22 protein-coding genes are annotated in these 23,051 nt (G+C 70.1%); 8 read left to right on the forward strand and 14 right to left on the reverse strand.

From position 1 onward, the window contains the following. Nucleotides 1-26: 26 nt before the first annotated feature. From LGR64_RS22600 to LGR64_RS22610, 3 genes are read left to right on the forward strand one after another with little or no spacing between them, the layout of a single operon-like run. Nucleotides 27-701, forward strand: a complete 675-nt coding sequence (locus tag LGR64_RS22600; RefSeq protein WP_065348032.1) for an HAD family hydrolase — start codon at nucleotides 27-29, stop codon at nucleotides 699-701. A gap of 28 nt (nucleotides 702-729) precedes the next feature. Then, nucleotides 730-1,872: a DSD1 family PLP-dependent enzyme gene (locus LGR64_RS22605; RefSeq protein ID WP_141830751.1), complete on the forward strand. Its 1,143-nt coding sequence runs from the start codon at nucleotides 730-732 to the stop codon at nucleotides 1,870-1,872. Then, nucleotides 1,862-2,257, forward strand: coding sequence for a RidA family protein (locus LGR64_RS22610; RefSeq protein WP_141830749.1), 396 nt, complete (start codon nucleotides 1,862-1,864; stop codon nucleotides 2,255-2,257). Before LGR64_RS22605 ends, LGR64_RS22610 begins: the two co-directional genes overlap by 11 nt. 33 nt (nucleotides 2,258-2,290) lie before the next feature. Here LGR64_RS22610 and corA read toward each other — a convergent pair whose 3' ends face one another. The 4 genes from corA to tsaB form a co-directional block, all read right to left on the reverse strand. Then, the gene (corA, locus tag LGR64_RS22615) at nucleotides 2,291-3,277 is read right to left on the reverse strand and encodes a magnesium/cobalt transporter CorA (protein ID WP_141830746.1); all 987 of its coding nucleotides are present in this window, start codon (nucleotides 3,275-3,277) and stop codon (nucleotides 2,291-2,293) included. A 173-nt stretch (nucleotides 3,278-3,450) separates the two neighbouring features. Beyond that, nucleotides 3,451-4,362: a uracil-DNA glycosylase family protein gene (locus tag LGR64_RS22620; RefSeq protein WP_230357034.1), complete on the reverse strand. Its 912-nt coding sequence runs from the start codon at nucleotides 4,360-4,362 to the stop codon at nucleotides 3,451-3,453. Then, nucleotides 4,353-4,895, reverse strand: coding sequence for a ribosomal protein S18-alanine N-acetyltransferase (gene rimI / locus LGR64_RS22625; protein ID WP_230357036.1), 543 nt, complete (start codon nucleotides 4,893-4,895; stop codon nucleotides 4,353-4,355). The genes LGR64_RS22620 and rimI overlap by 10 nt, the downstream gene beginning before the upstream one ends. After that, a complete protein-coding gene (tsaB, locus tag LGR64_RS22630; RefSeq protein WP_043822547.1) occupies nucleotides 4,892-5,632 on the reverse strand; it encodes a tRNA (adenosine(37)-N6)-threonylcarbamoyltransferase complex dimerization subunit type 1 TsaB in 741 nt (246 codons plus the stop codon). Before tsaB ends, rimI begins: the two co-directional genes overlap by 4 nt. Nucleotides 5,633-5,734: 102 nt before the next feature. Here tsaB and dacB point away from each other — a divergent pair, with 102 nt between their 5' ends. The 3 genes from dacB to LGR64_RS22645 all read left to right on the forward strand — a co-directional run bounded on the left by dacB (nucleotide 5,735) and on the right by LGR64_RS22645 (nucleotide 9,359). Beyond that, nucleotides 5,735-7,270 carry a D-alanyl-D-alanine carboxypeptidase/D-alanyl-D-alanine endopeptidase gene (dacB, locus tag LGR64_RS22635; protein WP_230357038.1) on the forward strand — a complete coding sequence of 512 codons (1,536 nt, stop codon included), beginning with the start codon at nucleotides 5,735-5,737 and terminating at the stop codon, nucleotides 7,268-7,270. Nucleotides 7,271-7,522: 252 nt separating this feature from the next. Then, on the forward strand, nucleotides 7,523-8,656 hold the full coding sequence (locus LGR64_RS22640) for an SGNH/GDSL hydrolase family protein (RefSeq protein WP_096914735.1): 1,134 nt from the start codon (nucleotides 7,523-7,525) through the stop codon (nucleotides 8,654-8,656). Nucleotides 8,657-8,687: 31 nt separating this feature from the next. After that, nucleotides 8,688-9,359 (forward strand): OmpW/AlkL family protein, encoded by a 672-nt coding sequence (locus tag LGR64_RS22645; RefSeq protein ID WP_141830738.1) that lies wholly within the window; start codon nucleotides 8,688-8,690, stop codon nucleotides 9,357-9,359. Between the two features lie 64 nt (nucleotides 9,360-9,423). Here LGR64_RS22645 and LGR64_RS22650 read toward each other — a convergent pair whose 3' ends face one another. Then, entirely contained in the window at nucleotides 9,424-10,962 is a 1,539-nt protein-coding gene (locus LGR64_RS22650; RefSeq protein ID WP_034389893.1) for a CoA-acylating methylmalonate-semialdehyde dehydrogenase, read from the reverse strand. An 82-nt stretch (nucleotides 10,963-11,044) separates the two neighbouring features. Here LGR64_RS22650 and LGR64_RS22655 point away from each other — a divergent pair, with 82 nt between their 5' ends. Next, on the forward strand, nucleotides 11,045-12,019 hold the full coding sequence (locus tag LGR64_RS22655; RefSeq protein ID WP_230357039.1) for a LysR family transcriptional regulator: 975 nt from the start codon (nucleotides 11,045-11,047) through the stop codon (nucleotides 12,017-12,019). Nucleotides 12,020-12,032: 13 nt separating this feature from the next. Here LGR64_RS22655 and LGR64_RS22660 read toward each other — a convergent pair whose 3' ends face one another. Genes LGR64_RS22660 through LGR64_RS22675 form a run of 4 tightly spaced genes read right to left on the reverse strand, consistent with a single transcriptional unit; the run spans nucleotide 12,033 to nucleotide 16,893 of the window. Beyond that, the gene (locus LGR64_RS22660; RefSeq protein ID WP_230357041.1) at nucleotides 12,033-13,013 is read right to left on the reverse strand and encodes a Bug family tripartite tricarboxylate transporter substrate binding protein; all 981 of its coding nucleotides are present in this window, start codon (nucleotides 13,011-13,013) and stop codon (nucleotides 12,033-12,035) included. Between the two features lie 42 nt (nucleotides 13,014-13,055). After that, on the reverse strand, nucleotides 13,056-14,075 hold the full coding sequence (locus LGR64_RS22665) for a Bug family tripartite tricarboxylate transporter substrate binding protein (protein ID WP_230357043.1): 1,020 nt from the start codon (nucleotides 14,073-14,075) through the stop codon (nucleotides 13,056-13,058). 44 nt (nucleotides 14,076-14,119) lie between these two features. Then, nucleotides 14,120-14,923: a 5-deoxy-glucuronate isomerase gene (gene iolB, locus LGR64_RS22670; protein WP_141830732.1), complete on the reverse strand. Its 804-nt coding sequence runs from the start codon at nucleotides 14,921-14,923 to the stop codon at nucleotides 14,120-14,122. Further along, a complete protein-coding gene (locus LGR64_RS22675) occupies nucleotides 14,920-16,893 on the reverse strand; it encodes a bifunctional 5-dehydro-2-deoxygluconokinase/5-dehydro-2-deoxyphosphogluconate aldolase (RefSeq protein WP_141830730.1) in 1,974 nt (657 codons plus the stop codon). Before LGR64_RS22675 ends, iolB begins: the two co-directional genes overlap by 4 nt. 100 nt (nucleotides 16,894-16,993) lie before the next feature. Between LGR64_RS22675 and LGR64_RS22680 the strand changes: the two genes are divergently transcribed. Further along, nucleotides 16,994-17,890: a MurR/RpiR family transcriptional regulator gene (locus LGR64_RS22680; RefSeq protein ID WP_063327452.1), complete on the forward strand. Its 897-nt coding sequence runs from the start codon at nucleotides 16,994-16,996 to the stop codon at nucleotides 17,888-17,890. 15 nt (nucleotides 17,891-17,905) lie between these two features. Here the strand turns inward: LGR64_RS22680 and LGR64_RS22685 are convergent, their stop codons facing one another. From LGR64_RS22685 to LGR64_RS22705, 5 genes are all read right to left on the reverse strand, one after another. Continuing rightward, nucleotides 17,906-18,904, reverse strand: coding sequence for an L-threonylcarbamoyladenylate synthase (locus LGR64_RS22685; protein WP_034389903.1), 999 nt, complete (start codon nucleotides 18,902-18,904; stop codon nucleotides 17,906-17,908). 11 nt (nucleotides 18,905-18,915) lie between these two features. Further along, nucleotides 18,916-20,079: a 5-(carboxyamino)imidazole ribonucleotide synthase gene (locus LGR64_RS22690; RefSeq protein ID WP_013804484.1), complete on the reverse strand. Its 1,164-nt coding sequence runs from the start codon at nucleotides 20,077-20,079 to the stop codon at nucleotides 18,916-18,918. After that, nucleotides 20,076-20,573: a 5-(carboxyamino)imidazole ribonucleotide mutase gene (purE, locus tag LGR64_RS22695; RefSeq protein WP_013804483.1), complete on the reverse strand. Its 498-nt coding sequence runs from the start codon at nucleotides 20,571-20,573 to the stop codon at nucleotides 20,076-20,078. Before purE ends, LGR64_RS22690 begins: the two co-directional genes overlap by 4 nt. Before the next feature lie 83 nt (nucleotides 20,574-20,656). Beyond that, the gene (locus tag LGR64_RS22700; RefSeq protein WP_230357045.1) at nucleotides 20,657-22,045 is read right to left on the reverse strand and encodes a hypothetical protein; all 1,389 of its coding nucleotides are present in this window, start codon (nucleotides 22,043-22,045) and stop codon (nucleotides 20,657-20,659) included. Beyond that, nucleotides 22,042-23,028 (reverse strand): ABC transporter ATP-binding protein, encoded by a 987-nt coding sequence (locus LGR64_RS22705; protein WP_230357047.1) that lies wholly within the window; start codon nucleotides 23,026-23,028, stop codon nucleotides 22,042-22,044. The genes LGR64_RS22700 and LGR64_RS22705 overlap by 4 nt, the downstream gene beginning before the upstream one ends. Nucleotides 23,029-23,051: the final 23 nt, after the last annotated feature.

Below are 23,051 nucleotides of genomic sequence, written 5' to 3' on the forward strand. Positions count from 1 at the left end.
AGGTTCCATCCGTACAGTTCCAGGCCATGAACACCCCAGCCCCACTGACGGAACCGACCGCCGCCGCCTGGCCCCGTGCCGTGCTTTTCGACCTGCTGACCGCCTTGCTCGACTCCTGGACGGTTTGGAACAGCGCTGCCGGCAGCGAGGCCGCAGGGCGCGACTGGCGCGCCGAGTACCTGCGCCTGACCTATGGCTGCGGCGCCTACCAGCCCTATGAAGACCTGGTGCGCGACGCGGCCCGCAACCGGGGCCTGCCCGCCTCGGCCGCCGACCGGCTGGAGGCGCAATGGGACCAGCTGCAGCCCTGGGACGGCGCGCGCGAGTTGCTGGCCGCCCTGCGCCCGCACTGCCGCCTGGCCGTGGTGACCAATTGCTCCGAACGCCTGGGTCAGCGTGCCGCCGCGCTGCTGGGCGTGGATTGGGACGTGGTGGTCACCTCCGAAGCAGCAGGCTTCTACAAGCCCGACCCCCGGCCCTACCAGCTGGCGCTGGACCGGCTGGGGCTGCCTGCGGACCAGGCCGCCTTCGTGGCCGGTTCGGGCTATGACCTGTTCGGCACCTCGGCCGTGGGCCTGCGCACCTTCTGGCACAACCGCGTGGGTCTGTCACGGCCCGATGGAGCGCCTGCCGCCGAAGCTGAAGCTTCCACGCTGGCCCCCGCCTTGCCCTGGCTGCGCGGCTTTGCCGCAGGCCGCTGACTGTGCCAAGTCTTTTTCAGGAGCCGCCATGCAAGACACCCTTTTGACGCTGGACACGCCCGCTGCCGTGATCGACCTCGACCGCATGCAGCGCAACATCGCCCGCATGCAGCAGCGCATGGACGCGCAGGGCGTGCGCCTGCGCCCCCATGTGAAGACCAGCAAGAGCGTGCCCGTGGCCGCCGCGCAGCGTGCGGCCGGGGCCTCGGGCATCACGGTCTCCACCTTGAAGGAAGCCGAGCAGTTCTTTGCGGCAGGCACCACAGACATCCTCTATGCAGTCAGCATGGCGCCGCACCGCCTGCCGCAGGCCCTGCAACTGCGCCGGCGCGGCTGCGATCTCAAGCTCATCGTGGACAGCGTGGCGGCGGCCCAGGCCATTGCCGCGTTCGGCCGCGAGCAGGGCGAGGCCTTCGAGGTGTGGATAGAGATCGACACCGACGGCCACCGCTCCGGCGTGGGCGCAGACGATACGCCGCTGCTGCTGGCCATTGGTCGCACGCTGCACGACGGCGGCATGCGCCTGGGCGGCGTGCTCACGCATGCGGGCTCCAGCTACGAGCTGGACACGCCCGAGGCGCTGCAGGCCCTGGCCGAGCGCGAGCGAGCCGGCTGCGTGCAGGCTGCCGAGGCCCTGCGCGCGGCCGGCCTGCCCTGCCCCGTGGTCAGCGTGGGCTCCACGCCCACGGCGCTGGCGGCCAGCCGGCTGGACGGCGTGACCGAGGTGCGCGCAGGCGTCTACGTGTTCTTCGACCTGGTGATGCGCAACATCGGCGTGTGCACGGCCGAGGACGTGGCGCTGTCGGTGCTGGCCACCGTGATCGGCCACCAGGCCGACAAGGGCTGGGCCATCGTGGATGCGGGCTGGATGGCCATGAGCCGCGACCGCGGAACGGCCCGGCAGAAACAGGATTTCGGCTACGGCCAGGTCTGCGACCTGCAGGGGCGGGTGATGCCGGGCTTCGTGCTCACGGGCGCCAACCAGGAGCACGGCATCCTGGCGCGCGCCGACGGCAGTGCCGAGGCCGACATCGCCACGCGCTTTCCCCTGGGCACGCGGCTGCGCATCCTGCCCAACCATGCCTGCGCCACGGGCGCGCAATTCCCTGCCTACCAGGCGCTGGCGGCAGATGGCTCGGTGCAAACCTGGGAGCGGCTCCATGGCTGGTGAAAGCGGGATCGATCTGCGCCATGCATCGCCGAACCTGCCTGCGCCGGGCGGCCACTACAGCCACACGGCCACGGGCCAGGGGCTGGTCTTCGTGTCAGGGCAACTGCCCATACGGCCCGACGGCACGCGCCTGGTGGATGCCGGTTTCGAGGACCAGGCCCGGCAGGCGCTGGCCAACCTGGCAGCGGCGCTGGAGCTGGCCGGCAGCGGCGTGCCGCGGCTGCTGCAGGTGCGCGTGTACCTGGACGACATGGCGCACTGGCCGGCCTTTGACCGCATCTACGCGGACTGGGCCGGCACGCACCGGCCCGCGCGCGCCGTGGTACCCACGGGGGCGCTGCATTTCGGGTTGAAGGTGGAGATCGAGGCCGTGGCGCTGGCCTGAGAAGGCGTTCCGGCCGGGGGGGGCCGGCTGCCGCTACTTCAGCCAGCCGCGCTTGCGGAAGTAGAGCATGGGCCCCACGGCGCTGAGCACCATGAGCCCGATGACGTAGACGTAGCCGAACTCCCACTCCAGCTCGGGCATGAAGCGGAAGTTCATGCCGTAGACGCTGGCGATCAGCGTGGGGGGCAGCAGGGCCACGCTGGCCACCGAGAAGATCTTGATGATCTTGTTCTGGTTGATGTTGATGAAGCCGACCGTGGCATCCATCAGGAAGTTGATCTTGTCGAAGAGGAAGGCCGTGTGGCTGTCCAGCGATTCGATGTCGCGCAGGATCTGGCGCGCTTCCTCGAACTGCTCGGCATTGAGCATCTTGGAACGCATCATGAAGCTGACGGCGCGGCGCGTGTCCATGACGTTGCGGCGGATGCGGCCGTTCAAGTCTTCCTGGCGCGCAATGGCGCCCAGCACCTCGCGGGCCACGTCGTCGGTCACGTCGCCGGACAGCACCATCTGGCTGGCTTTTTCGAGGTCGTCGTAGATGCGCTCCAGCGTGTCGGCCGAGTATTCGGCGTCGGCGTCGAAGAGCTTGAGCAGCACGTCCTTGGCCTCGTCGATCAGGCCCGGCGCGCGGCGTGCGCGCATGCGCAGCAGGCGAAAGACGGGCACGTCCTCGTCGTGGATGGAGAAAAGTACGCCGCAGCTGCGCAGGTTCTTGTTGTGCTCGTTGACGATGAAGGCCACGCGCACCGAACGCGGGTCCTCGTCATCGTCGATCAGGAAGTCGCTGCGGATGTGCAGCTCGCCGTTGTCTTCTTCGTAGAAGCGGGCCGATTCCTCGATGTCGTCGTCCATCGCATCCTCGGGGATGGACAGCTCGTAGTGCTGCTTGATCCAGCGCTTTTCCTCGACTGTGGGCGATTCCAGGTCCACCCAGATCGGCTTGAAGCGGGACAGCTCCTCCAGCGACTCGATCTCTTCTTGAACCAGGCGGCCATTGGCCAGCGTAAAGATGTTGAGCATAGGCTCACTCCAGGTGTTCTTCTCAGGCGTGCGGGGTATCGGAGGTGCTTTCAACCCCACAGGCCAACCGGGAGTTGAAAGCTACCAACTGGGGTAGGTTTCCACGGAGCTTTCTCCAAGATGCAAAGCGTTGGATTATGCAGCGTTGCGCTGCAACATGCGGGCCGGCTGCGCTATTCGGAAGCGGCTCCAGGGGGCATCTGGCGGCCTGTCACAAAAGCCTGCGCATGGCACAGGTCGGCCCAGGCGCCGGCCTTGGCCTGGGGGGCGCGCAGCAGGTAGTTGGGGTCGTAGCTGACCACGGCCGGCACGCCCGCAATGCGGTGCGGCTCGGCACGCAGGCGGCCCAGCGCCTCCTGGCGCTGCAGCACGGCGCGCGCCGTGGCCAGGCCCAGCACCAGCACGCAGGCCGGACGCAGATCGCGCAGCAGCGCCTCCAGCGATGGCTGCAGCGCCGGGACCTCGGGCGCCTCCTGTCCTTCGGCGGCAGGCTGCACGCGGTGCAGGGCGGCGCTGTACAGGCGCGGATGGTCCTGCAGGTTCAGCGCGCGCAGCATGTTGTCCAGCAGCCGGGCCGCGTCGCCTTCCAGCGCAGTGCGCGCGCAGTCGGGGCCGGGACGCTGGGCGGGTGGCAGGGGCAGGGAGTTGGCGGGCGGCTCCAGCAGGATCAGCCAGCCGCCTTCGCCGCCATCACCGGCAGGCGGGGTTGCCGCATACACGGGCCGCACGGGGCCCAGCCGCCAGCCCAGGCCCGGGGCGCCGGCCACGGGCTGCTGCACGTAGCGGCGCGGCGGGCGTTCGCGTTCGGGGATGACGGGTGCTGGAGAGGCGTGCACGGGTGCGGGAGGCGGTGGCGCCTGGACAGGCGCCGGTGCAGCAGGCGTCGGGGGGGGCGCCTCCTGCACGGGCGGCGGCACGGGGCGGGCCACCGGCGGATCTGCCAGGGGCGCCGCTGCAGGCGCATCGGCGGGCGCAGCCAGGGCCTCGGACAGCACGGCGGGTGCGGTCTCGGGCTCGGGCAGCCAGACGGTGATGCCCATGGCGTACAGCATGGCCCGCTGGCGGGTGTCTAGATTCAGGGCCATAGCTTGAGGCTCATGAGCACGGCATGCTCGCGCGGGCCGTCGTGCATGGGGTAGTAGTTCTTGCGCAGGCCCACCTCCTGGTAGCCATGCGCGGCGTAGATGCTGCGTGCGCGGACATTGCTCTCGCGCACTTCCAGCCAGATCCATTGGGCCTTGCGCTGGCGCGCCCACAGGGCCAGCGCGTCCAGCAGGATGCGGGCCCAGCCCTGGCGCTGGCGCGACGGGGCCACGGTGATGTTGAGCAGGTGGACCTCGTCGAGCACGATCATGGCGACGAAGTAGCCCACCAGTTCGCCCCGGGCATCGACCAGCAGCTGCGCTTCATTGCCGGCCGCCATGGCATCGATGAAGTTGCCACGGGACCAGGGATGCGAGTAGGCCTGCTGCTCCACGGGCAGCAGCATGTCGAGCGACAGCACGTTCAGCGGCTCGAAGCGCACGCTGTCCCGCTCCGGCGCCGGCGCCGGAGCCGGAGCCGGGGCGTCGGTCAGGGGCGGCTGCGGCCGCGAGGGCTGTGGCGTGTGCGTGCTCATGGTGAGGGTGGGGTGGCCTCTGGAGTGGGCGTGGCCAGGGCCAGCGCGGCGGCCGCCTTGGCAGCCTCCCGCTCGGCCGTGGTCTGCGCGACTTTATCGCGGATGTAGCGCGGCAGGGCCTGGTCGGCCGGCAAGGCGCGGTCGGCCGCCAGCAGGGCCGGGGCCAGGCGCAGCATGGCGGCGGCGGTGGGCAGGGCGGCCAGGTGGCTGGCCTGGGGCGCCAGGCGCTCGCCGTAGGCGGCCAGGGCGTTGCCGGCCACCACGGTGCCGGGCGGCAGTTGCAGGGCCTCGGGCGCGCACAGGCCGAAGTCGCCGCTTTGCTCGCCAATGTCGTTCCAGCGGCCGTCGCTCCAGTGATAGGCGGCGTGATAGACCTCGTTCATGCGCGCATCGATCACGGCGATGAGGTCGGTGCAGCCGTATTGCATGCGGGCCTGCTCGGCCACGGCCAGCAGGCTGTCCATGGGCAGCACGGGCACGCGGGCGGCAAAGGCCAGCCCCTGGGCCACGGAGCAGGCCGTGCGCAGGCCCGTGAACGAGCCCGGACCCCGGCCGAAGACGATGGCCTGCAGCTCGGCGAATTCCAGGCCGGCCTGGGCCATCAGCGCCAGGATGGCGGGGATCAGCTCGGTCGAGGTCTGCGGGCCGCCGGGGCCGCTGTGCTCCCAGACGGCATCGCCGCGCTGCACGGCGATGGAGAGGGTGTCGGTACTGGTGTCTAGGGCAAGAAGATTCATGGCTTGGGGCAGGCGGCGGTGCCGCAGCAAGTGCAGGATTATCGGTGCCCCGCCCGTCCCGCGCCCGGCAGGGCTGCAATGACCGGCGTAGACTTGCCGGCCATGTTGCATCTTTCGCCGTCTTCTTCCCTTATTTCCTCGATTTCCTCCGCCTTCTCACTCGGAACGCCGCGTTCACGCCGGGGCCTGGCGGCCGCGCTGCTGGCGGCGTCTGTCCTGCCCGGCGTGGCAAGCGCCCAGGCAGATGCGCCCACCTCGCCGGCCTCGCTGTCCACCAAGACTGCACGCGAAAGCCGGCTGCCCCCGGCCGTGGAGGCGGCGCTTGCGCGCGCCAAGCTGCCGCGCGAGGCGGTCTCGGCCCTGGTGGTCGAGGTCGATGGCCGGGCTGCCCCGCGCCTGGACTGGCAAAGCCACGTGGCCATGAACCCCGCCTCGGTCATGAAGCTGGTCACCACCTATGCGGCGCTGGACCAGCTGGGTCCCGCACATGTCTGGCGCACGCCCGTCTTCCTGGGCGGGCCGGTGCAGGACGGCGTGCTGCGCGGGCCGCTGTACATCCAGGGCCAGGGCGATCCCAAGCTCGTGATGGAGCGGCTGTGGCTGATGCTGCGTCGCCTGCAGGGCATGGGCATCAAGGTCATCGTGGGCGACATCGTGCTGGACCGCAGCGCGTTTTCCGTGAGCGGCCATGACGCGGCCACCTTCGACAACGAACCCTGGCGCCCCTACAACGTGGCGCCCGACGCGTTGCTGGTCAACTACAAGGCCGTGACCGTGGGCTTCACGCCCGACGCGGCGGCGGGCGTGGCGCGGCTGCAATACGATCCGCCGCTGGCCGGCATCCAGCAGCAGGAGACCGTGCCGCTGGCGCCGGCCGGCAGCGAGTGCGGCGACTGGCGCGCCCGGCTGCAGCTGGACATGGCCGACCCGCTGCGCATCGCCTTTGCCGGCCCGTTCCCGGCCAGTTGCGGCGACAAGAGCTGGTCGCTGGCGCCGGCCCAGCCCGAGGCCTTCGCGGCCCGCGCCATCGAGGGCATGTGGCGCGAGCTGGGCGGCAAGCTCACCGGCACCGTGCACGACGGCCGCGTGCCGGCCGGGCTGCAGCCAGCATTCCAGAACGAATCCCCTTCGCTGGCCGAGGTGGTGCGCGACATCAACAAGTACAGCAACAACGTCATGGCCCAGCAGGTGTTCCTGACCATGGGCATGCAGCGCACGGGCGTGGCCAGCTTCGAGTCCTCGCGCCAGGCCCTGGGCCAGTGGTGGCAGGCGCGCTGGGGCGCGGCCGAGCAGCCCGTGGCCGACAACGGCGCCGGCCTGAGCCGCGAGGCGCGCATCACCGCCTCGGGCCTGGGCCGCATGCTGCAGCAGGCCTGGGCCTCGCCGGTGATGCCGGAGTTCGTGGCCTCCATGCCCATCGTCGGCGTGGATGGCACGCTGCGCCGCAGCCTCAGCCGGGCCCAGGGCATGGCGCATCTGAAGACCGGCACGCTGCGCGATGCCTCGGCCCTGGCCGGCTATGTGGACGGGGCCAGCGGCCGCCGCTACGTGCTGGTGGCCATGGCCAACCACACCAACGCCCCGGCCGCGCGCGCGGCCTGGGATGCGCTGGTGGACTGGACGGCGCGCGACCGCTGATCGGGCGCCTTCGCGTCTTGTGCAGGGCCTGCTTTCGCAGGCCCTTTTTCATTGTTTTTCCAGCAAGGACGTTGTCCTACCCACGGGCCATGCGGCGATCCTTATCGTCTGTTCGCCCGCGTGCGAATTGCCTTGTCGGCGTGCGATTTCTATCCGTAGTTGCCCGGTGTCGCCAATGCGCAAGTGTCGTTACGATGGCTTTAGCAAAAAAGCACGGTCGTGCTATTCATAACACTTCACGGAGATTCCATCTTGGCAAATCGTTATCGAATCCTCGCGGCCGCTCTGGCCACGGCCGGCCTGCTGGCCGCTTGCGGCGGCGGCAGCGGCGCCGACACCACTCCCCGCGCCAAGATCACTTCCGTCAAGGTGATGGGCGACAGCCTCTCCGACAGCGGCACCTTCGGCTACAAGTTCACCGTCCAGAACGCCACGCTGACGGGCGCAGGCTCCAACCAGGTCTGGGCCGAGCGCGTGGCGGGCCTGTACAACATCTCCCTGTGCCCGCGTTTCAACGGCACGGCCTTCACGCCCAACACCTCGTGCAACAACTACGCCGTGGGCGGCGGCCGCATCAACTACACCAGCGCGCCCACGGCGCCCATCTCCATCACGCAGCAGATCCTGCTGGCCGGCGCGGCAGGCTTCACGGCCGATGACCTGGCCGTGATCGACGGTGGCGCCAATGACGCGGCCGATGTGATCGGCGCCTTCCTGGCCGCCTCCAGGGACCAGGGCGCCAACTTCAAGGCGCTGCTGTCCACCAAGATCGACGCGGCCACGCTGGGCGCGCTGCTGCAGCAGGGCCAGACCGGCATGGCCCAGGCCGGTGGCCTGTACATGCAGAACCTGGCCAAGGGCTTTGTCTCCAGCATCCAGACCAATGTGCTGGGCAAGGGCGCCACGCGCGTGGCCATCCTCAACGTGCCCGCCATCACGCTGACGCCGCGCTTCCAGCTGGTGCTGCAGTCCGTGGCCCAGCAGCAGGGCTCGGCCGCCGCCGCGCAGCTGGAGACCGTGTTCGACGGCTGGGTCAAGGCCTTCAACCAGCAGGTTGCCACCGGCTTCGCGGGCGAGAGCCGCGTGGCCATCATCGATTTCTACAGCGAGTTCCGCCAGCAGATGGCCGACCCCGCCCAGTACGCCTACACCAACGTGAAAAAGGCGGCCTGCCCTGCCACCGGCGTGGGCGCTGACGGCCTGCCCACCTACAGCTTCCCGACCTGCACCGAGGCCGCGCTGTCCGCCTCCATTCCCGTGGGCGAGACCAGCGCCAACTGGTGGAAGAGCTATGCCTTTGCCGACAGCTTCCACCCCACGCCCTATGGCCACCAGCAGATGAGCCAGCTGGCCTCCCGCACCCTGGCCCGTGCCGGCTGGCTGTGATCGCAGACACGCAGCACGAGGAGACACATCCATGAAGACATTCCTGCGTATCACCGCCGCCGTGGCCATGGCCACGGCCTGCATGGCCGCCACCGCCCAGTCCGCCGGCACCTGGAGCGTGCGCCTGGGCGCCACGCGCATCGATCCCCAGACCAGCAGCGGCTGGCTGAGCACGCCCAGCTTCCCAGACACCCGCGTGGACGTGAAGGCCAACAGCCAGCTCACGGGCGGCGTGACCTACATGGTCACCAACAACTGGGCCATCGACGTGCCCATGGGCCTGCCGTTCAAGCATGACTTCGTGGGCAATGGCGCCATCTCCGGCACGGGCAATCTCGGCCGCACCAAGGTGCTGCCCGCCACCGTGTTCGCGCAGTACCGCTTTGGCGAGGCCAATTCCGCCTTCCGCCCCTACCTGGGCCTGGGCGTGACCTATGCCAAGTTCTTCGGCGAGCGCACCACGGCCTCCCTCAACGGCCTGACCGGTGGCACGCTGGCCAACCCCACCACGGCCTCGGTGGACAGCAAATGGGGCCTGACGCCGCAGATCGGCTTCGTCTACAACTTCAACGAACGCTGGTTCCTGGACGTGGCCTACTACAAGAGCTTCCTGAAGACCACGGCGCACCTGTCCTCGGGCCAGAGCGTCTCGCTCAAGCTCAATCCGAATGTCTACGCCATCGGCATCGGATACCGCTTCTGACAGGTCGCAGTCCCCAAAGAAAAACCAGCCCGCGGGCTGGTTTTTTCATGGAGCGGGCCTGCGCCTACTTGGCCGTGGGCATCACGAATTCCGCGCCCTTGGGCGTGCTCTCGGGCCAGCGCTGCATGATGCTCTTTTGGCGGGTATAGAAGCGCACGCCTTCCTCGCCGTAGGCGTGCATGTCGCCGAACAGGCTGCGCTTCCAGCCGCCGAAGCCGTGCCAGGCCATGGGAACGGGAATCGGCACGTTGATGCCGACCATGCCGACCTCGATGCGGCGGCCGAACTCGCGCGCCACGTTGCCGTCGCGCGTGAAGCAGGCCACGCCGTTGCCGAACTCATGGTCGTTGACCAGCTGCACGGCCTCGGCGAAGTCCTTGGCGCGCACCACGGCCAGCACGGGGCCGAAGATCTCTTCCTTGTAGATGCGCATGTCGGGCGTGACATGGTCGAACAGCGTGCCGCCCAGCCAGAAGCCGCCCGAGGTGTCGGTGCCCGTGGCGGCGCCGGCCGCCTTGCCGTCGAAGCCCCGGCCATCGACCAGCAACTGCGCGCCTTCCTTGACGCCCAGGTCGATGTAGCCGCTGATGCGCTCGTGCGCGGCGCGGGTCACGATGGGGCCCATTTCCGCGGCCAGGTCCTCGCCGTCCAGCACCTTCAGGGCCTTGGTGCGCTCGATCAGGCGCGGCAGCAGCTGGTCGGCCACGTCGCCCACCAGCACGGCCACGCTGATGGCCATGCAGCGCTCGCCGGCCGAGCCGTAGCCGGCGCCGATCAGTGCGTCCACGGCCTGCTCGATATCGGCGTCGGGCATGACCACCATGTGGTTCTTGGCGCCGCCCAGGGCCTGCACGCGCTTGCCGTGGCGGGCCCCCGTCTCATAGATGTAGTTGGCAATCGGCGTGGAGCCGACAAAGCTCACGGCCTTCACCTGGGGATGCTCGATCAGCGCATCCACGGCTTCCTTGTCGCCCTGGACCACGTTGAACACGCCGTCGGGCAGGCCGGCCTGCTTGAGCAGGTCGGCGATCAGCAGCGAGGGCGTGGGATCGATGGGGCTGGGCTTGAGCACGAAGGTGTTGCCCGCCGCAATGGCCACCGGGAACATCCACATCGGCACCATCACGGGGAAGTTGAACGGCGTCACGCCCGCCACCACGCCCAGCGGCTGGCGCAGCGTCCAGTTGTCGATGCCGGTGGAGACCTGGTCGGTGAAATCGCCCTTGAGCAGTTGCGGAATGCCGCAGGCGAACTCCACGATGTCGATGCCGCGGCTGACCTCGCCCTGCGCATCGGTGAAGACCTTGCCGTGCTCGGCCGTGATGGCGTGGGCCAGTTCGTCCTTGTGCTGGTTGAGCAGTTCGAGGAAGCGGAACATCACGCGCGCCCGGCGCAGCGGCGGCGTGTCGGCCCACTTGGGGAAGGCCGCCTGGGCGGCCGCCACGGCGGCATCGACATCGGCGCGCGAGGCCAGGGCCACGCGGCCCGTGACCTGGCCAGTGGCCGGGTTGGTCACGTCCTGCTCGCGGCCGCTGGCACCTGCCGTGCGCTGGCCGTTGACGTAGTGGACGATGGAAGCGAAGGAGGTGTTTGCGGTGTTCATGCCGGCCAGTCTAGGAGTGCGCCTTCGGCCTGCCTAGGCGCTGCGCTTGAATTGATTGTTCATTTTGCTGAACAATCCCTGCATGGCAAATGAAAAACCCGATACCAAGGCCGAGGCCTTGTGGAGCCACCTGCACTGGCTGGTCGTGCTGGAGCAGCAAGGCAGCTTCACCTCGGCCGCCGCGCGCCTGGGCGTGAGCAAGGCGGCCATGAGCCAGCGCGTGGCCGAGCTGGAGCGCGCGGCCGGCGTGGCCCTGGTCACACGCACCACGCGCAGCGTGCGCCTGACCGAAGCGGGGCAGCGCCTGGTGGACGAGACGCGCGGCGCCTTCGAGCACATCGCCGACAGCTTTGCGGGCGTGCGCGACCTGGCGGCCGAGCCGCGCGGCCTGCTGCGCGTGACCGCGCCCGTGGCCTTCTCGCGTCAGCAGCTCATGCCCCGGCTGCCGGCCTTCCTGCGTGCCCATCCGCAGATCCGGCTGGAGCTGGACCTGTCTGACCACCTGCGCTCGCTGGCGATGGAGGGCTTCGACATCGCCGTGCGCCATGCCTCCACCCCGCCCGAAACCCATGTGGCCTGGGCGCTGGCGCCCACGCGCTCGCTGCTGGTGGCCAGCACGGACTACCTGGCCGCGCACGGCACCCCGGCCACCCCGCAGGACCTGGCCGCGCACCACTGCCTGCACTACCCGCGCACCCAGGGCGCCATGGCCTGGAGCTTCGTGCCCGCCGATGCCGGTGCGGACGCCGGTGCAGACGCCAGTGCAGACGCAGTACGCACCGTCGTGCCCGTGGCCGGCGGCTTTGCCGCCAACAACAGCGAAATGCTGCGCGACGCCGCCATGGCAGGCCTGGGCATCGCCCTGGTGCCCGACTTCAGCGCCCAGTCGGGCCTGGCCTCCGGCCACCTGCGCGAGGTCCTGCCCGGCTGGCGGCCTGTCGATGCCTTCGGCGAACACCTGTTCGCGATACGCCCCTACGCCAGCCACGTGCCGCGCGCGGTGGCGGTGTTCGTGGAGTTCCTGCGGGCGTCGTTTGCGGCGGGGTTCATTCGGTGAAGGCTGCTGCCCCTCAGGCCTTGATCCCCAGCTTGTCCACCAATTGCTTGAACACCGCGTTGTCGCGGTCGATCACGGCCTTGAATTCGGGCTGGTCAAGGTAGCCCTCTCCCATGTTCTGCTTGGCCATGGTTTCGCGCAGGGCGGGGTCCTTGAGGGTCAGGGCCATGGCCTTGCGCAGGGTCTGGACCACGGCGTCGGGCGTGTTGCGGGGCACGGCCAGGCCGCGCCAGCCGCCGATGAGCAGGTCGATGCCGCGCTCCTTGAGCGTGGGCACGGCTTCCCAGCCGGCCTGTATGCGCTGCTCGGCCATGATGGCCAGCGGGCGGATCTTGCCGGCCGCCACATAGGTGGCCACCTCCACGGGCGTGACGGCCACGGCCTCGATGTGGCCGCCCAGCAGGTCGAGCACGGCAGGGTTGGCGCCGCGGTAGGGCGCGTGGTTGAACTTCACGCCCACCTTGTCCTGCAGCGCGGCGGCGGCCAGGTGGCCCAGCGAGCCCGGGCCGGCATTGCCGATGCGCACGGCGGCCTCGTCCTTGCGCGCGGCGGCGATCAGTTCCTCGATGCTGCGATAGGGCGAGTCGGCACGCACGGCGATGGTGGCGGGGTCGGCATTCAGGCGGGCCACGGGCAGCACGGCGTCGGAGCTGATCTTGGTCAGCCCCATGTGCGGGATCATGGTCAGCTCGACGGTGATGATGCCGATCTTGTAGCCATCCGGCCGGGCATTGGCCAGTTCGGTCCAGCCCACGGCGCCGCTGGCGCCCGCGCGGTTGAGCACGATCAGGTCCTGCGGCAGGTGCTTGCGCGCCACCTCGGCCAGCGCGCGCGCCAGCACGTCGGTGCCGCCGCCAGCGGCAAAGGGCACGATGAGTTCAATGGGGCGCTGGGGCCAGGCGCCGGCCGGTGCCTGCGCCATGGCGGGCAGGACCGGCGTTGTGGCCAGGGCGGCCAGCGAGTGGATGAATTGGCGGCGGGATGCGAGGGTCATGGCTTGTCTCCGGGATCTTTTTTATGTGGCGATGTCTGCGCTTCAATCCATTTTGATGTTGGCGGCCTTGATCACGCCGCTCCACAGCGCCTGTTCCGAGCGCACGAAGCCTGCGAACTGCTGCGGCGTCATCTCCATGGGCTGTATGCCGATCTCTTCGAGCTTGGCACGCGTTTCGGGGTGGCGCAGGGCGGTGGCCAGGCTTTTGTTCAGGCGCTCGGTGAGCGCGGGGCTCAGGTGGGCGGGGCCGACGAAGCCCTGCCAGGCATAGGCTTCGAAGCCGGGCACGCCGGCTTCGGCCATGGTGGGTAGGTCGGGCAGGATGGGCAGGCGCTGGGGCGTGGCCACGGCCAGCACGCGCAGCTTGCCCGCGCGGATGGCCGAGATGCTGGGCGGCAGGTCCACGAACATGGACTGGATCTGGCCGGCCATGAGGTCCTGCAGCGCCGGGGCCGAGCCCTTGTAGGCCACGTGCAGGATCTGGGTGCCCGTGCGCTGCTTGAACAGCTCCAGCGCCACGTGCAGCGGCGAGCCCGGGCCCGACGAGGCCGAGGAGATGCCGCCCGGCTCCTTGCGCGCCATCGCCAGGAATTCCTGCACGTTCTTCGCAGGGAAGGACGGATGCACGGCCAGCACCAGCGGCATGCGGCCCAGGCCGCCGATGTAGCTGAAGTCCTTGCCCGCGTCATAGCTCAGGCGCGCATACATGGCGGGGTTGAAGGCCAGCGTGCCCGAGTCGGCCGTGCCCAGCGTGTAGCCATCGGCCGGGGCGCGTGCGATCAGCGTGGCGCCGATGATGCTGGCCGCGCCGGGACGGTTGTCCACCACCACGGGCTGACCCAGGTCCTTGCCCATCTGCACGGCCAGCTGGCGCGCGATCACGTCGGTGGTGCCGCCCGGTGCGTAGGGCACCACCCATTTGACGGGCTGGGTGGGCCAGGCTGGCGCACTCTGGGAGGACGGGGCTGGGGTGGATTGCGCCTGGGCGGTGCCCATGCCCAGCGTCAGCAGGGCGCAGGAAAGCCAGGCCTGGCGGTGCAGGGCCATTGAGTTGAACAGCATTTTTTGTCTCCGGTGGTTTTTATGGGTGTCTGTTGCGCCGTGCGTCAGCGCGGCCGCAGCATCCATTCGTGCGCGGGGTCGTTGCGGAAGGCCCAGCGCCGCTCGGGCCCGGCCATGGTGTTGAGGTAGTAGAGGTCGTAGCCGTGCGGGGCCACGCAGGGGTGGTAGCCGCGCGGCACCATCACGGTGTCGCGGTGCTCCACCGCCATGGCTTCGTCGATGCTGCGGTCATCGGTGTAGACGCGCTGGAAGGCAAAGCCCTGGCTGGGGTTGAGCAGGTGGAAGTAGGTCTCCTCCAGCACGGTCTCGGCGTCCGGCGCAGCGGGGTCGGCGCTGTCGTGCTTGTGCGGCGGATAGCTGGACGAGTTGCCTGCGGGCGTGATGACCTCGACCACCAGCAGGGACTCGGCCGCCTCGGTCTCGGGCAGGATGTCGCAGACATGGCGCGTGTTGCTGCCCTGGCCGCGCACGCTGCGCCGCATGCTTTCGGGCGCGATCACGCGCGTGGCGTGGCGGCCCGTGGCGGGTGCGGCGCTCAAGGCAATGTCGGCCGGGCCACGCGCCGTGATGCGCAGGCTTTGGCCGGGCGGCACGTAGACGGCCGTGGGCGCACTCTCCTCGAACACGCTGGCGCGGCTGCCCAGGGCGCTGAACGCCTGGCTGCCGACCTGCACATCCACCTGGCCGGTGAGCACGGTGATGCAGTATTCGAGCGGGCCGGTGGACAGCGCCTCCTGCTCGCCTGCCTGCAGCCTCAGGGCCTTGAAGTGGATGTGCTTCCAGCCCGCGCTGGCGGGCGTGATGTCGGTGACGATGCGGCCGGGCGCGGCCTTGACGAGAAGGCTCATGCCGCGGCTCCTTCGGTGATGTCCTGGCGCGCGGCCACGCGGCTGGCATCCCAGCCCGCGATCAGCGCGCGGAAGTTGGCGGCGACGGCATCGCGCAGCGCGGCGTCGTCCAGCTCGTTGCGCAGCCACTGCAGCGCGGGTCCGGCCCAGACGCTGCGGCCGATCATGAAACCCTTGACCACGGGCGCCCGCGCCTGGGCAAAGCCCTGCACCAGTTGCTCCACGGGCTGGGACAGGCCCAGGATCACGGCGCCCCGGCACCAGGGATCGCGTTCGTTCACCAGGGCGTCCAGCGCCTCCCAGCTCTCGCGCGCCATGGTGCCGACCTTCCACCATTCGGGCTTGAGGCCCAGGTCGTAGAAGTGGCGTATGGCGCGCAGCACGGCCTCGCCCCGGTCGTCGGGCGCCAGCGTGTCCTTTGGCGGGATCACTTCCAGCAGCAGCTCATGGCCGCTGGCGCGCGTGGCGGTCCAGACCTGCTGCAGCCAGGCATCCTGCTCGGCGCGCAGTGCGGGCGTGTCGTCGGGGTGGTAGAAGACCAGGCATTTGACGGTATGGCTTTGCGGCCAGTGCAGCAGCTCGGAAGCCAGCGAGTCCATGCCGTCAAAGCGCAGCGGGCGCGAGCCCGGCAGCTCGATGGGCCGGCCTATCCACCAGCCGCGCCCCGTGGCGTCGTGCAGCGCGGCCTCGCCCAGGTGATGGCGGCCGTCGATCAGCACGCCCATGCGGCCCGCATTGCCCGGATCGCGCTCGACCTGGGCGACCACCTCGTTGATCAGCCGCTTGAGCGGGCGCAGCCGCGCGGGCGCTGCGCCGGCCTCGCGCGCCAGATCGTCGAACTGGCTGCGGTGGTCATAGGCCAGCACGCACAGCGCGGGCCACTGCGGCCGCGCGCGGCTGACGCGGTGCAGGTGGGACAGCTCGGGGTCCTGGTCGGGACGCGGATGGCGGTGGCCCGAGAACCAGTGCGCCAGCTCGGCCTGCGTGGGCATGGCCGGCGCGCAGCCATGGCGCGAGACCACGATGGCGCCGCAGGCGTTGGCAATCGCCGCAGATTCCTCCAGGCTCTTGCCGCGCAGCAGACCCGACAGCAGGCCCGAGGCAAAGGCATCGCCCGCGCCCAGCACATTGAGCACTTCCACGCGCTCGCCCAGCACCGTGGGCGCATCGGCGATCGCATCGGGCACCTCGCCCTCGATCAGCGAGCAGCCCAGCGGCCCGCGCTTGACCACGAAGACGGCGCGGCTGCATTCGCGCACGCGGCGCAGGCTGGCGATCAGGTCGCCCTCCACGCCGCCGGCGATCAGCCATTCCTCTTCGGTGCCGATGATGAGTTCGAACTGGCCCAGCTCGGCCTGCAGCCTGCGGCTGACCTCGGCGCTGGCCACATAGCGTATCTCGCCGTCGCCGCGCGAGGCCAGGCCCCACAGCACGGGCCGGTAGTCGATGTCCAGCACGCGCACCAGGCCGTGGCGGCCTGCCATCTCCAGTGCCTTGCGGCTGGCGGCCAGCACGCCGGGTGCGCTCAGGTGGGTGCCCGTGATGGCCAGGCAGCGGCAGCGGGCCAGGAACGCCTCGCTGATGGCCTCGGCGTCCAGGGCCATGTCGGCGCAGTTCTCGCGGGCGAAGAGCAGGGGGAAGGTCTCCTGGTCCTTGATGCCCAGCAGCACCATGCCGGTCAGGCGCTGGGCATCGACCTGCACCTGGCTGGTGTCGCAGCCCTCGCGGCGCAGCGTCTCGACCAGGAAGCGGCCATTTTGTTCATCGCCCACGCGCGAAATCATGGCCGAGCGCAGCCCCAGGCGCGCCGTGCCGAAAGCCATGTTGCCGGAGGAGCCGCCCAGGTACTTGGCAAAGCTGCTGGCCTCCTCCAGGCTGCAGCCGATCTGCTGCGCGTAAAGGTCCACGGCCAGTCGGCCCAGGCAGGCCACGTCCAGCGGCCGGTCGGAGGGAAAGTTCAGCATGCTCATCGTCATAGGCCTGTGCGTTGCGGACACCCGCGTGCGGGCCTGTCCATAATCGTTGCGTGCATCCGATCATAGATCGAAATAGAAAAAGTTTTCCATATATATGAAAAATAGAAAAACCCTTGGCGATGCAGGCGCCCCCTCGCTGGCCGGCCCCTACGCCGACCGCGCCGCCTTCCTCACCGTGCTGCGCGAAGGCTTCGAGGCCCTGAGTCGCCAGCTCAAGGCCATCGGCCGCCATGTGGAAATGCAGGGCGATCGCCTGGCCTTCGACGGCATCCAGGCCACGGCCGAGCAATGTGGCGTGCAGCCTTCGGCCGTGGTGCGCTTTGCCAAGCATTTCGGGTTCTCGGGGTACTCGGAACTGCAGGCGCTGTTCCGCGCCGATGCGGCGCGCCAGCTCTCGGCCCAGCATGACTACCAGGACCGCATCCGGGGCCTGATCGCCTCGGGCAACGAGCCACGCAGCAGCGCGCGCCTGGCGCACGAGGTCATCGAAGGCAGCATCGAAAGCCTGCAGGCCCTGCAGCGCGGCCTGCCGCCCGAGCAGTTCGAGGCGGCGGTGGACCTCATGCTGGATGCCCCCTCGCTGTGGCTGGCCGCCTCGCGCCGGGCCTTCCCCGTGGGCGCCTACCTGGCATATGCACTGCAGCACACCGAAAAGCCCGTGCACTGGCTGCACGGCCTGGGCGCCATGCAAAAGGGCGAGCTGCGCGCGCTGGCGCCCGGCGACGTGATGCTGGCCGTCTCCTTCGAGCCCTATGCGCCCGAAACGCTGGAGGTGGTGGACGCAGCGCTGGCACGCGGCGCGCGCCTGCTGGCGCTGACCGACAGCCAGCTCAGCCCCCTGGCATCCCGCGCCACCGTCACCCTGCTGGCCCAGGACGCAGCCACCTTCGGCTTTCGCTCCCTGACCAGCACGCTGACCCTGGCGCAGTCGCTGTTCCTGGCGCTGGCCTACCGGATGGAGCTGGCGTACGAGCCGTCCCGCAAGCCTTAGAAGAGGGTGTTGGTGTCAGCCGGCCGCCGCCGCGCGCAGCAGCCGGTCGCGCACGCCTTCCCAGTCCGGCGTGTCGGGCGGGGTCTCGATCCAGATCAGCCTGGCGCCGACTTCATCGAAGTCGCGCAGGGCGCCGAACAGCTCGCGCGCGGTGGCGGCGGCGTCGGCGGGCATGGCGCGCAGCGTGACGGCGCGCGATGCAGTGCGCAGCGGTGTGCGGTGGTAGACGGCCAGGTTCCTGGCGTCGGCGCCCAGCACGTCCAGCCCGGCCTGCAGCTGCTTTGCGTCCATGAGGCGCACCTGGGCGTTGGGCGCGTAGTGGGCCAGCAGGGTGCCGGAGGCGCGTGGCGTGTTTTCCTGCAGCTCTTCCTTGGACAGGGGGCGCTGGCCGCAGGCGCGCTCGATATCGTCGCGCGTGATGGCGCCGGGGCGCAGCAGCACGGGCACGCCGCGCGTGCAGTCCACGATGGTCGATTCAATCCCCACTTCGCAGGCGCCGCCGTCCAGCACCAGCAGCGTGTCGCCGAACTCGCCGGCCACATGGGCCGCCGTGGTGGGGCTGACGCGGCCGAACTTGTTGGCGCTGGGCGCCGACACGCCCCAGACGGGCGGCTGCAGCTGCTGGCAGGCGGCCAGCACGGCATGGGCGACGGGATGGGAGGGGCAGCGCAGGCCCACGCTGTCCTGGCCGCCGGTCGAGGCCCGGGCGGCCTGGGGCAGGCGCGGCAGGATCAGGGTCAGCGGGCCGGGCCAGAAGGCGTCGATCAGCTGCTGCGCGAACAGCGGCACTTCACGTGCGTAGCGCGTGATGGCGCCGCTGTCGGCCACATGCACGATGAGCGGATGGTTGGGTGGCCGGCCCTTGGCGGTGAAGATCTGCGCGACGGCCGCGTCGTTGTCGGCATCGGCCGCCAGGCCGTAGACGGTTTCCGTGGGCAGGCCCAGCAGTTCGCCGCGCTGCAGCGCCTGTGCGGCGGCCTGGACAGAGGCCGCCAGCGTTCCATCAAGAATCATCGCGCGGGCCTTCAGAACGGCTCTATACCCAGGATGGCAGCGGCCTGCAGGGCGGTGGAGCGCACGGCCTCGGGCGAGGGTCCGGTGACGTTCAGGTGGCCCATCTTGCGGCCGCGCTTGGCGTCGTGCTTGCCGTACAGGTGCAGGTGGCAGCCGGGCAGGGCCAGGACCTGGTCCCAGGCCGGCGCCTTGGCCTGTTCGCCGTCCTTGAACCACAGGTCGCCCAGCAGGTTCAGCATGATGGACGGGCTGTGCTGGCGCGGCTGCGTCAGCGGCAGGCCGGTCATGCAGCGCACCTGCAGCTCGAACTGCGAGACATCGCAGGCGTTCTGGCTGTAGTGGCCGCTGTTGTGCGGGCGCGGCGCGATCTCGTTGACCACGAGCATGCCGTCCTGCAGCACGAAGAATTCGACGCAGAGCACGCCCACGTAGTCCAGGCCGTCGGCCACGGAGCGTGCGGCGGCCAGCGCCTGCTCGACCTGAGCCTGCGGCAGGTTGCCTTCGTAGACTTCGGTGACGGAGAGGATGCCTTCGCGATGCAGGTTGCGCTGCACGGGCAGGTTGACCATGGAGCCGTCACGGCCGCGCGCCACGATGACCGAGCATTCATGGGCCAGCGGCAGCATTTTTTCCAGCACGCAGGCCACGCGGCCCAGTTGCTCCCAGGCGGTGGCCAGCTCGGCGGCGTTCTTCACGCGCACCTGGCCCTTGCCGTCGTAGCCCATGCGCGCGGTCTTGAGGATGCCGGGCAGCAGGCTGGCGTGCACGGCCGCCAGCTGGGCGGGCGTCTCGATCACCGCATAGGGCGCGCAGGGCACGCCGCAGCGCACGAAGTGGGCCTTCTCCTGGGCGCGGTCCTGGGCAATGGCCACGGAGGAGCCGGCCGGCGAGACCGGCCGCTGGGCGGCCAGCAGGTTCAGCGCCGCGGCGGGCACGTTCTCGAATTCGGTGGTGACGGCGGCCGACAGGCGCGCCAGTTCGGCCAGGCCCTGCGGGTCTTCGTAGCCGGTACGGATGTGGTGGTGGCTGACCAGGCCGGCAGGGCTGGTCGGGTCGGCGTCGAGCACGGCCGTGAAATAGCCCATGGCCTGGGCCGATTGCACGAACATGCGGCCCAGTTGGCCGCCACCCAGCACGCCCAGCGTGGCGCCCGGCAGGATCACATCTGCGCTCATACGGCCACCGGGGGAAGCGTCATCGCGCGCGCTGCGGCGGTCTGCTCGGCGCGGAAGGCTTCGAGCCTGGAGCGCAGGGCCGGGTCCTCATTGGCCAGCAGGGCTACGGCGAAGAGGGCCGCATTGGCCGCACCGGCCGCGCCGATGGCAAAGGTGGCCACGGGCACGCCCTTGGGCATCTGCACGATGGAGTGCAGCGAGTCCACGCCCTGCAGGTGGCGGCTGGCCACGGGCACGCCGAGCACGGGCACCACGGTCTTGGCGGCAATCATGCCGGGCAGGTGGGCAGCGCCCCCCGCACCCGCGATGATGGCCTTCAGGCCACGGCCGGCAGCGGCCTCGGCGTAGGCGAACATGTCGTCGGGCATGCGGTGGGCCGAGACGACCTGGGCTTCATGGGCGATGCCAAATTGCTGAAGAATGGCAACTGCGTGCTGCATGGTCTCCCAGTCGCTGCTGGAGCCCATGACCACACCGATCTGGATGGAGTTCATGTCGTGAGGGCGCCTGCGGCCCGGCCTAGTGGAACCCGCGATTTTACTTTTTTAGTCCTAATTCGCGTAATCCATGCGCCAAATCACCGCACAGCCGTGTGCTGCTCGCGCGCAAAACCCAGAACGCGCTGGCGAAACACATGGGCCAGCCAGGCCAGGGCCAGCCCCACCTGCACGGCCAGCGACAGCCACATTCCGCTGGTGACGGGCTTTGTCAGGCCGGCTGCCAGCGGCTGGGCCAGCACGGCGGCATCGGCCCCGGCCAGGCCAAAGGCCAGCAGCGGCAGCACGATGTTGACCAGCAGCCAGGTGACGGCAAACGCGGCCAGCGGCGACTTGATGCGCCCGGCCAGCAGGGAAAAGCCCGTGGCCAGCGCGGCATCGCGCAGCAACTGCGCCGCGGCCAGCGCCGCCAGTTGGGCCGCGCCCGGCACGAGGGGCTGGCCGCCCGCGGGCCACAGCAGCCACAGCGCGCAGGCCAGCACGGCCAGCAGCCAGCTCACGGGCCACAGCGGCAGCGCTTCGAGCGCGCCACGCCAGCGCCCCTGCAGCACGCACCACTGCACCTGGCGCCAGCTGCGCAGGCCCTCGTCCATGCCGTGCAGGCAGACATAGGCCGTGCCCGCCAGCGCCAGCCCGGTGGTCCAAGCGAAGAAGGAGGCCGGGCCGGGGCCCTGCAACTGCATTGCATCGAGGTGCATGCCTCCGAAGGCCAGGCCCGCCACGCACAGGCCCAGCGGCCAGGCCCAGGGCAGGGTGCGCACATCCAGCCGCGTGCACAGCAGCCGCCACAGGGCCAGCAGGCCCAGCCCCAGCGCGATGGCGCCGAACAGGTAGATGGCGCCGCGCCCGTGCAGCGGCACGGACCACCACAGCACAGGGCGGCCTTCTTCGCGGCCCAGCTGCTCGGTCAACCGGCCCAGGATAGGTCCGGGCAGCACCATCACGAACAGCAGCGGCACCAGCACGAAGCGGATGCGGCGCGCGGGCTGCTCCTTCGGCCCCCAGCCCATGAGCACGGAGTGCATGCTCCAGGCCTGCAGGGCCAGGCCCCACAGCACGGCCTGCAGCACGGCGTGCACGCCCCAGGCCAGCCCACCCGGCTGGCCCGCCGAGGTGGCCAGCACGGCCAGCGCGCACCACAGCATGTACAGCCAGGCCGCCAGCGGGGCGCCCAGCAGCTTGCCCCAGGCCATCTGCCAGGGCGTCAGGGCCGACAGGCGCTGCCAGTCCCAGGTGTGCTGGTGCGCTTCTTCGTTGAGGCCGCGCCCGGCCAGCACGCTGCCCAGGCCGGCCGCGGCGATCCACATGCCGATCAGGGCGGCGACCAGCAGGGCATGCAGGCGGTCTTCGGGCTGGACCAGAACCATTGGCGTGGCCAGCAGCAAGGCGGTGAGCAGCAGGCTCCAGCCCAGTTGGGCGGGCCGCCAGTTGAGCCAGAGCTGGCGCTGGAATTCCGGGTTGTGCGTCATGGCTGCTCCGCAGGGGTGAGGGGGGCTGCGGCCTGCAGGCCGCGTGCGTAGCGGTCCTGCAGGCGCTCGCGCACAGGCGCCAGGCTGGCCACGGGCAGGCCGGCGCCAACCAGGCGTGCCAGCAGGTCGGCGCGTTCGCGCGGCAGGGTGGGCAGCCACAGCTGCAGATGCACCAGGCCCTGGTCATCGGGCGGCGGCACAGGGGTGTCGGGAAGGACCAGATGCAGTTGCCGTGCCAGCGACCCGGCCGAGGCACCCGGGGGCGGTGCCAGCTCCAGCGCGTACAGCGCCAGCGGCACATCGCCGCCGGCGGCCGGCGCCTGAATGCCGCCGTGCAGGGCCTCGTGGCTTTCCACGCGGCCGCCGCGCAGGCTCAGGATGTGGGTGCAGTACTCGTCCAGTTCGCTGAGGATGTGGCTGGAGACGATCAGGGTCATGCCCTGGGCCTGCAGCGCCCGCATCAGCTGCGACAGGCTGGCGCGGGCCTCGGGGTCCAGGCCGCTGGCCGGCTCGTCCAGCAGCAGCACGCGCGGCTGGTGGACGATGGCCTGGCCAATGGCCACGCGCTGGCGCTGGCCGCGAGACAGCTCGGTGGGCAGGCGCTCCAGCAGATCGGCCAGGCCCAGCTGCCCGGCCACGTGCGCCACGCGCTGGGGCGCCTCGGACGGGGGCACGCCCATGGACAGGGCCGCGTACTGCAGGCAGCGCCGCACGCTCAGGCGGTCATAGAGGCCGAAGAAATCCGACAGATAGCCCAGGTGCCGGTGCACTTCGCGGGGCTGCTCCTGCACCGCAATGCCATGCACCTCGACCTGGCCCGACAGCGGCTGGTCCAGCCCGGCGATGCAGCGCATCAGCGTGGATTTGCCGGCGCCGTTGGGCCCCACCAGGGCCGTGACGGTGCCTGCGGCGATATGGACGCTGACGCCATCGAGCGCGCGGTGGCCGGGGTACTCGAACACCAGCTGCGAAACCTTGATCAAGGCGAGCCCTCCCTCATTGCGTT

Origin of the sequence: Delftia sp. Lp-1 (assembly GCF_020523835.1) — a bacterium.
Taxonomy (GTDB): domain Bacteria; phylum Pseudomonadota; class Gammaproteobacteria; order Burkholderiales; family Burkholderiaceae_C; genus Comamonas; species Comamonas acidovorans.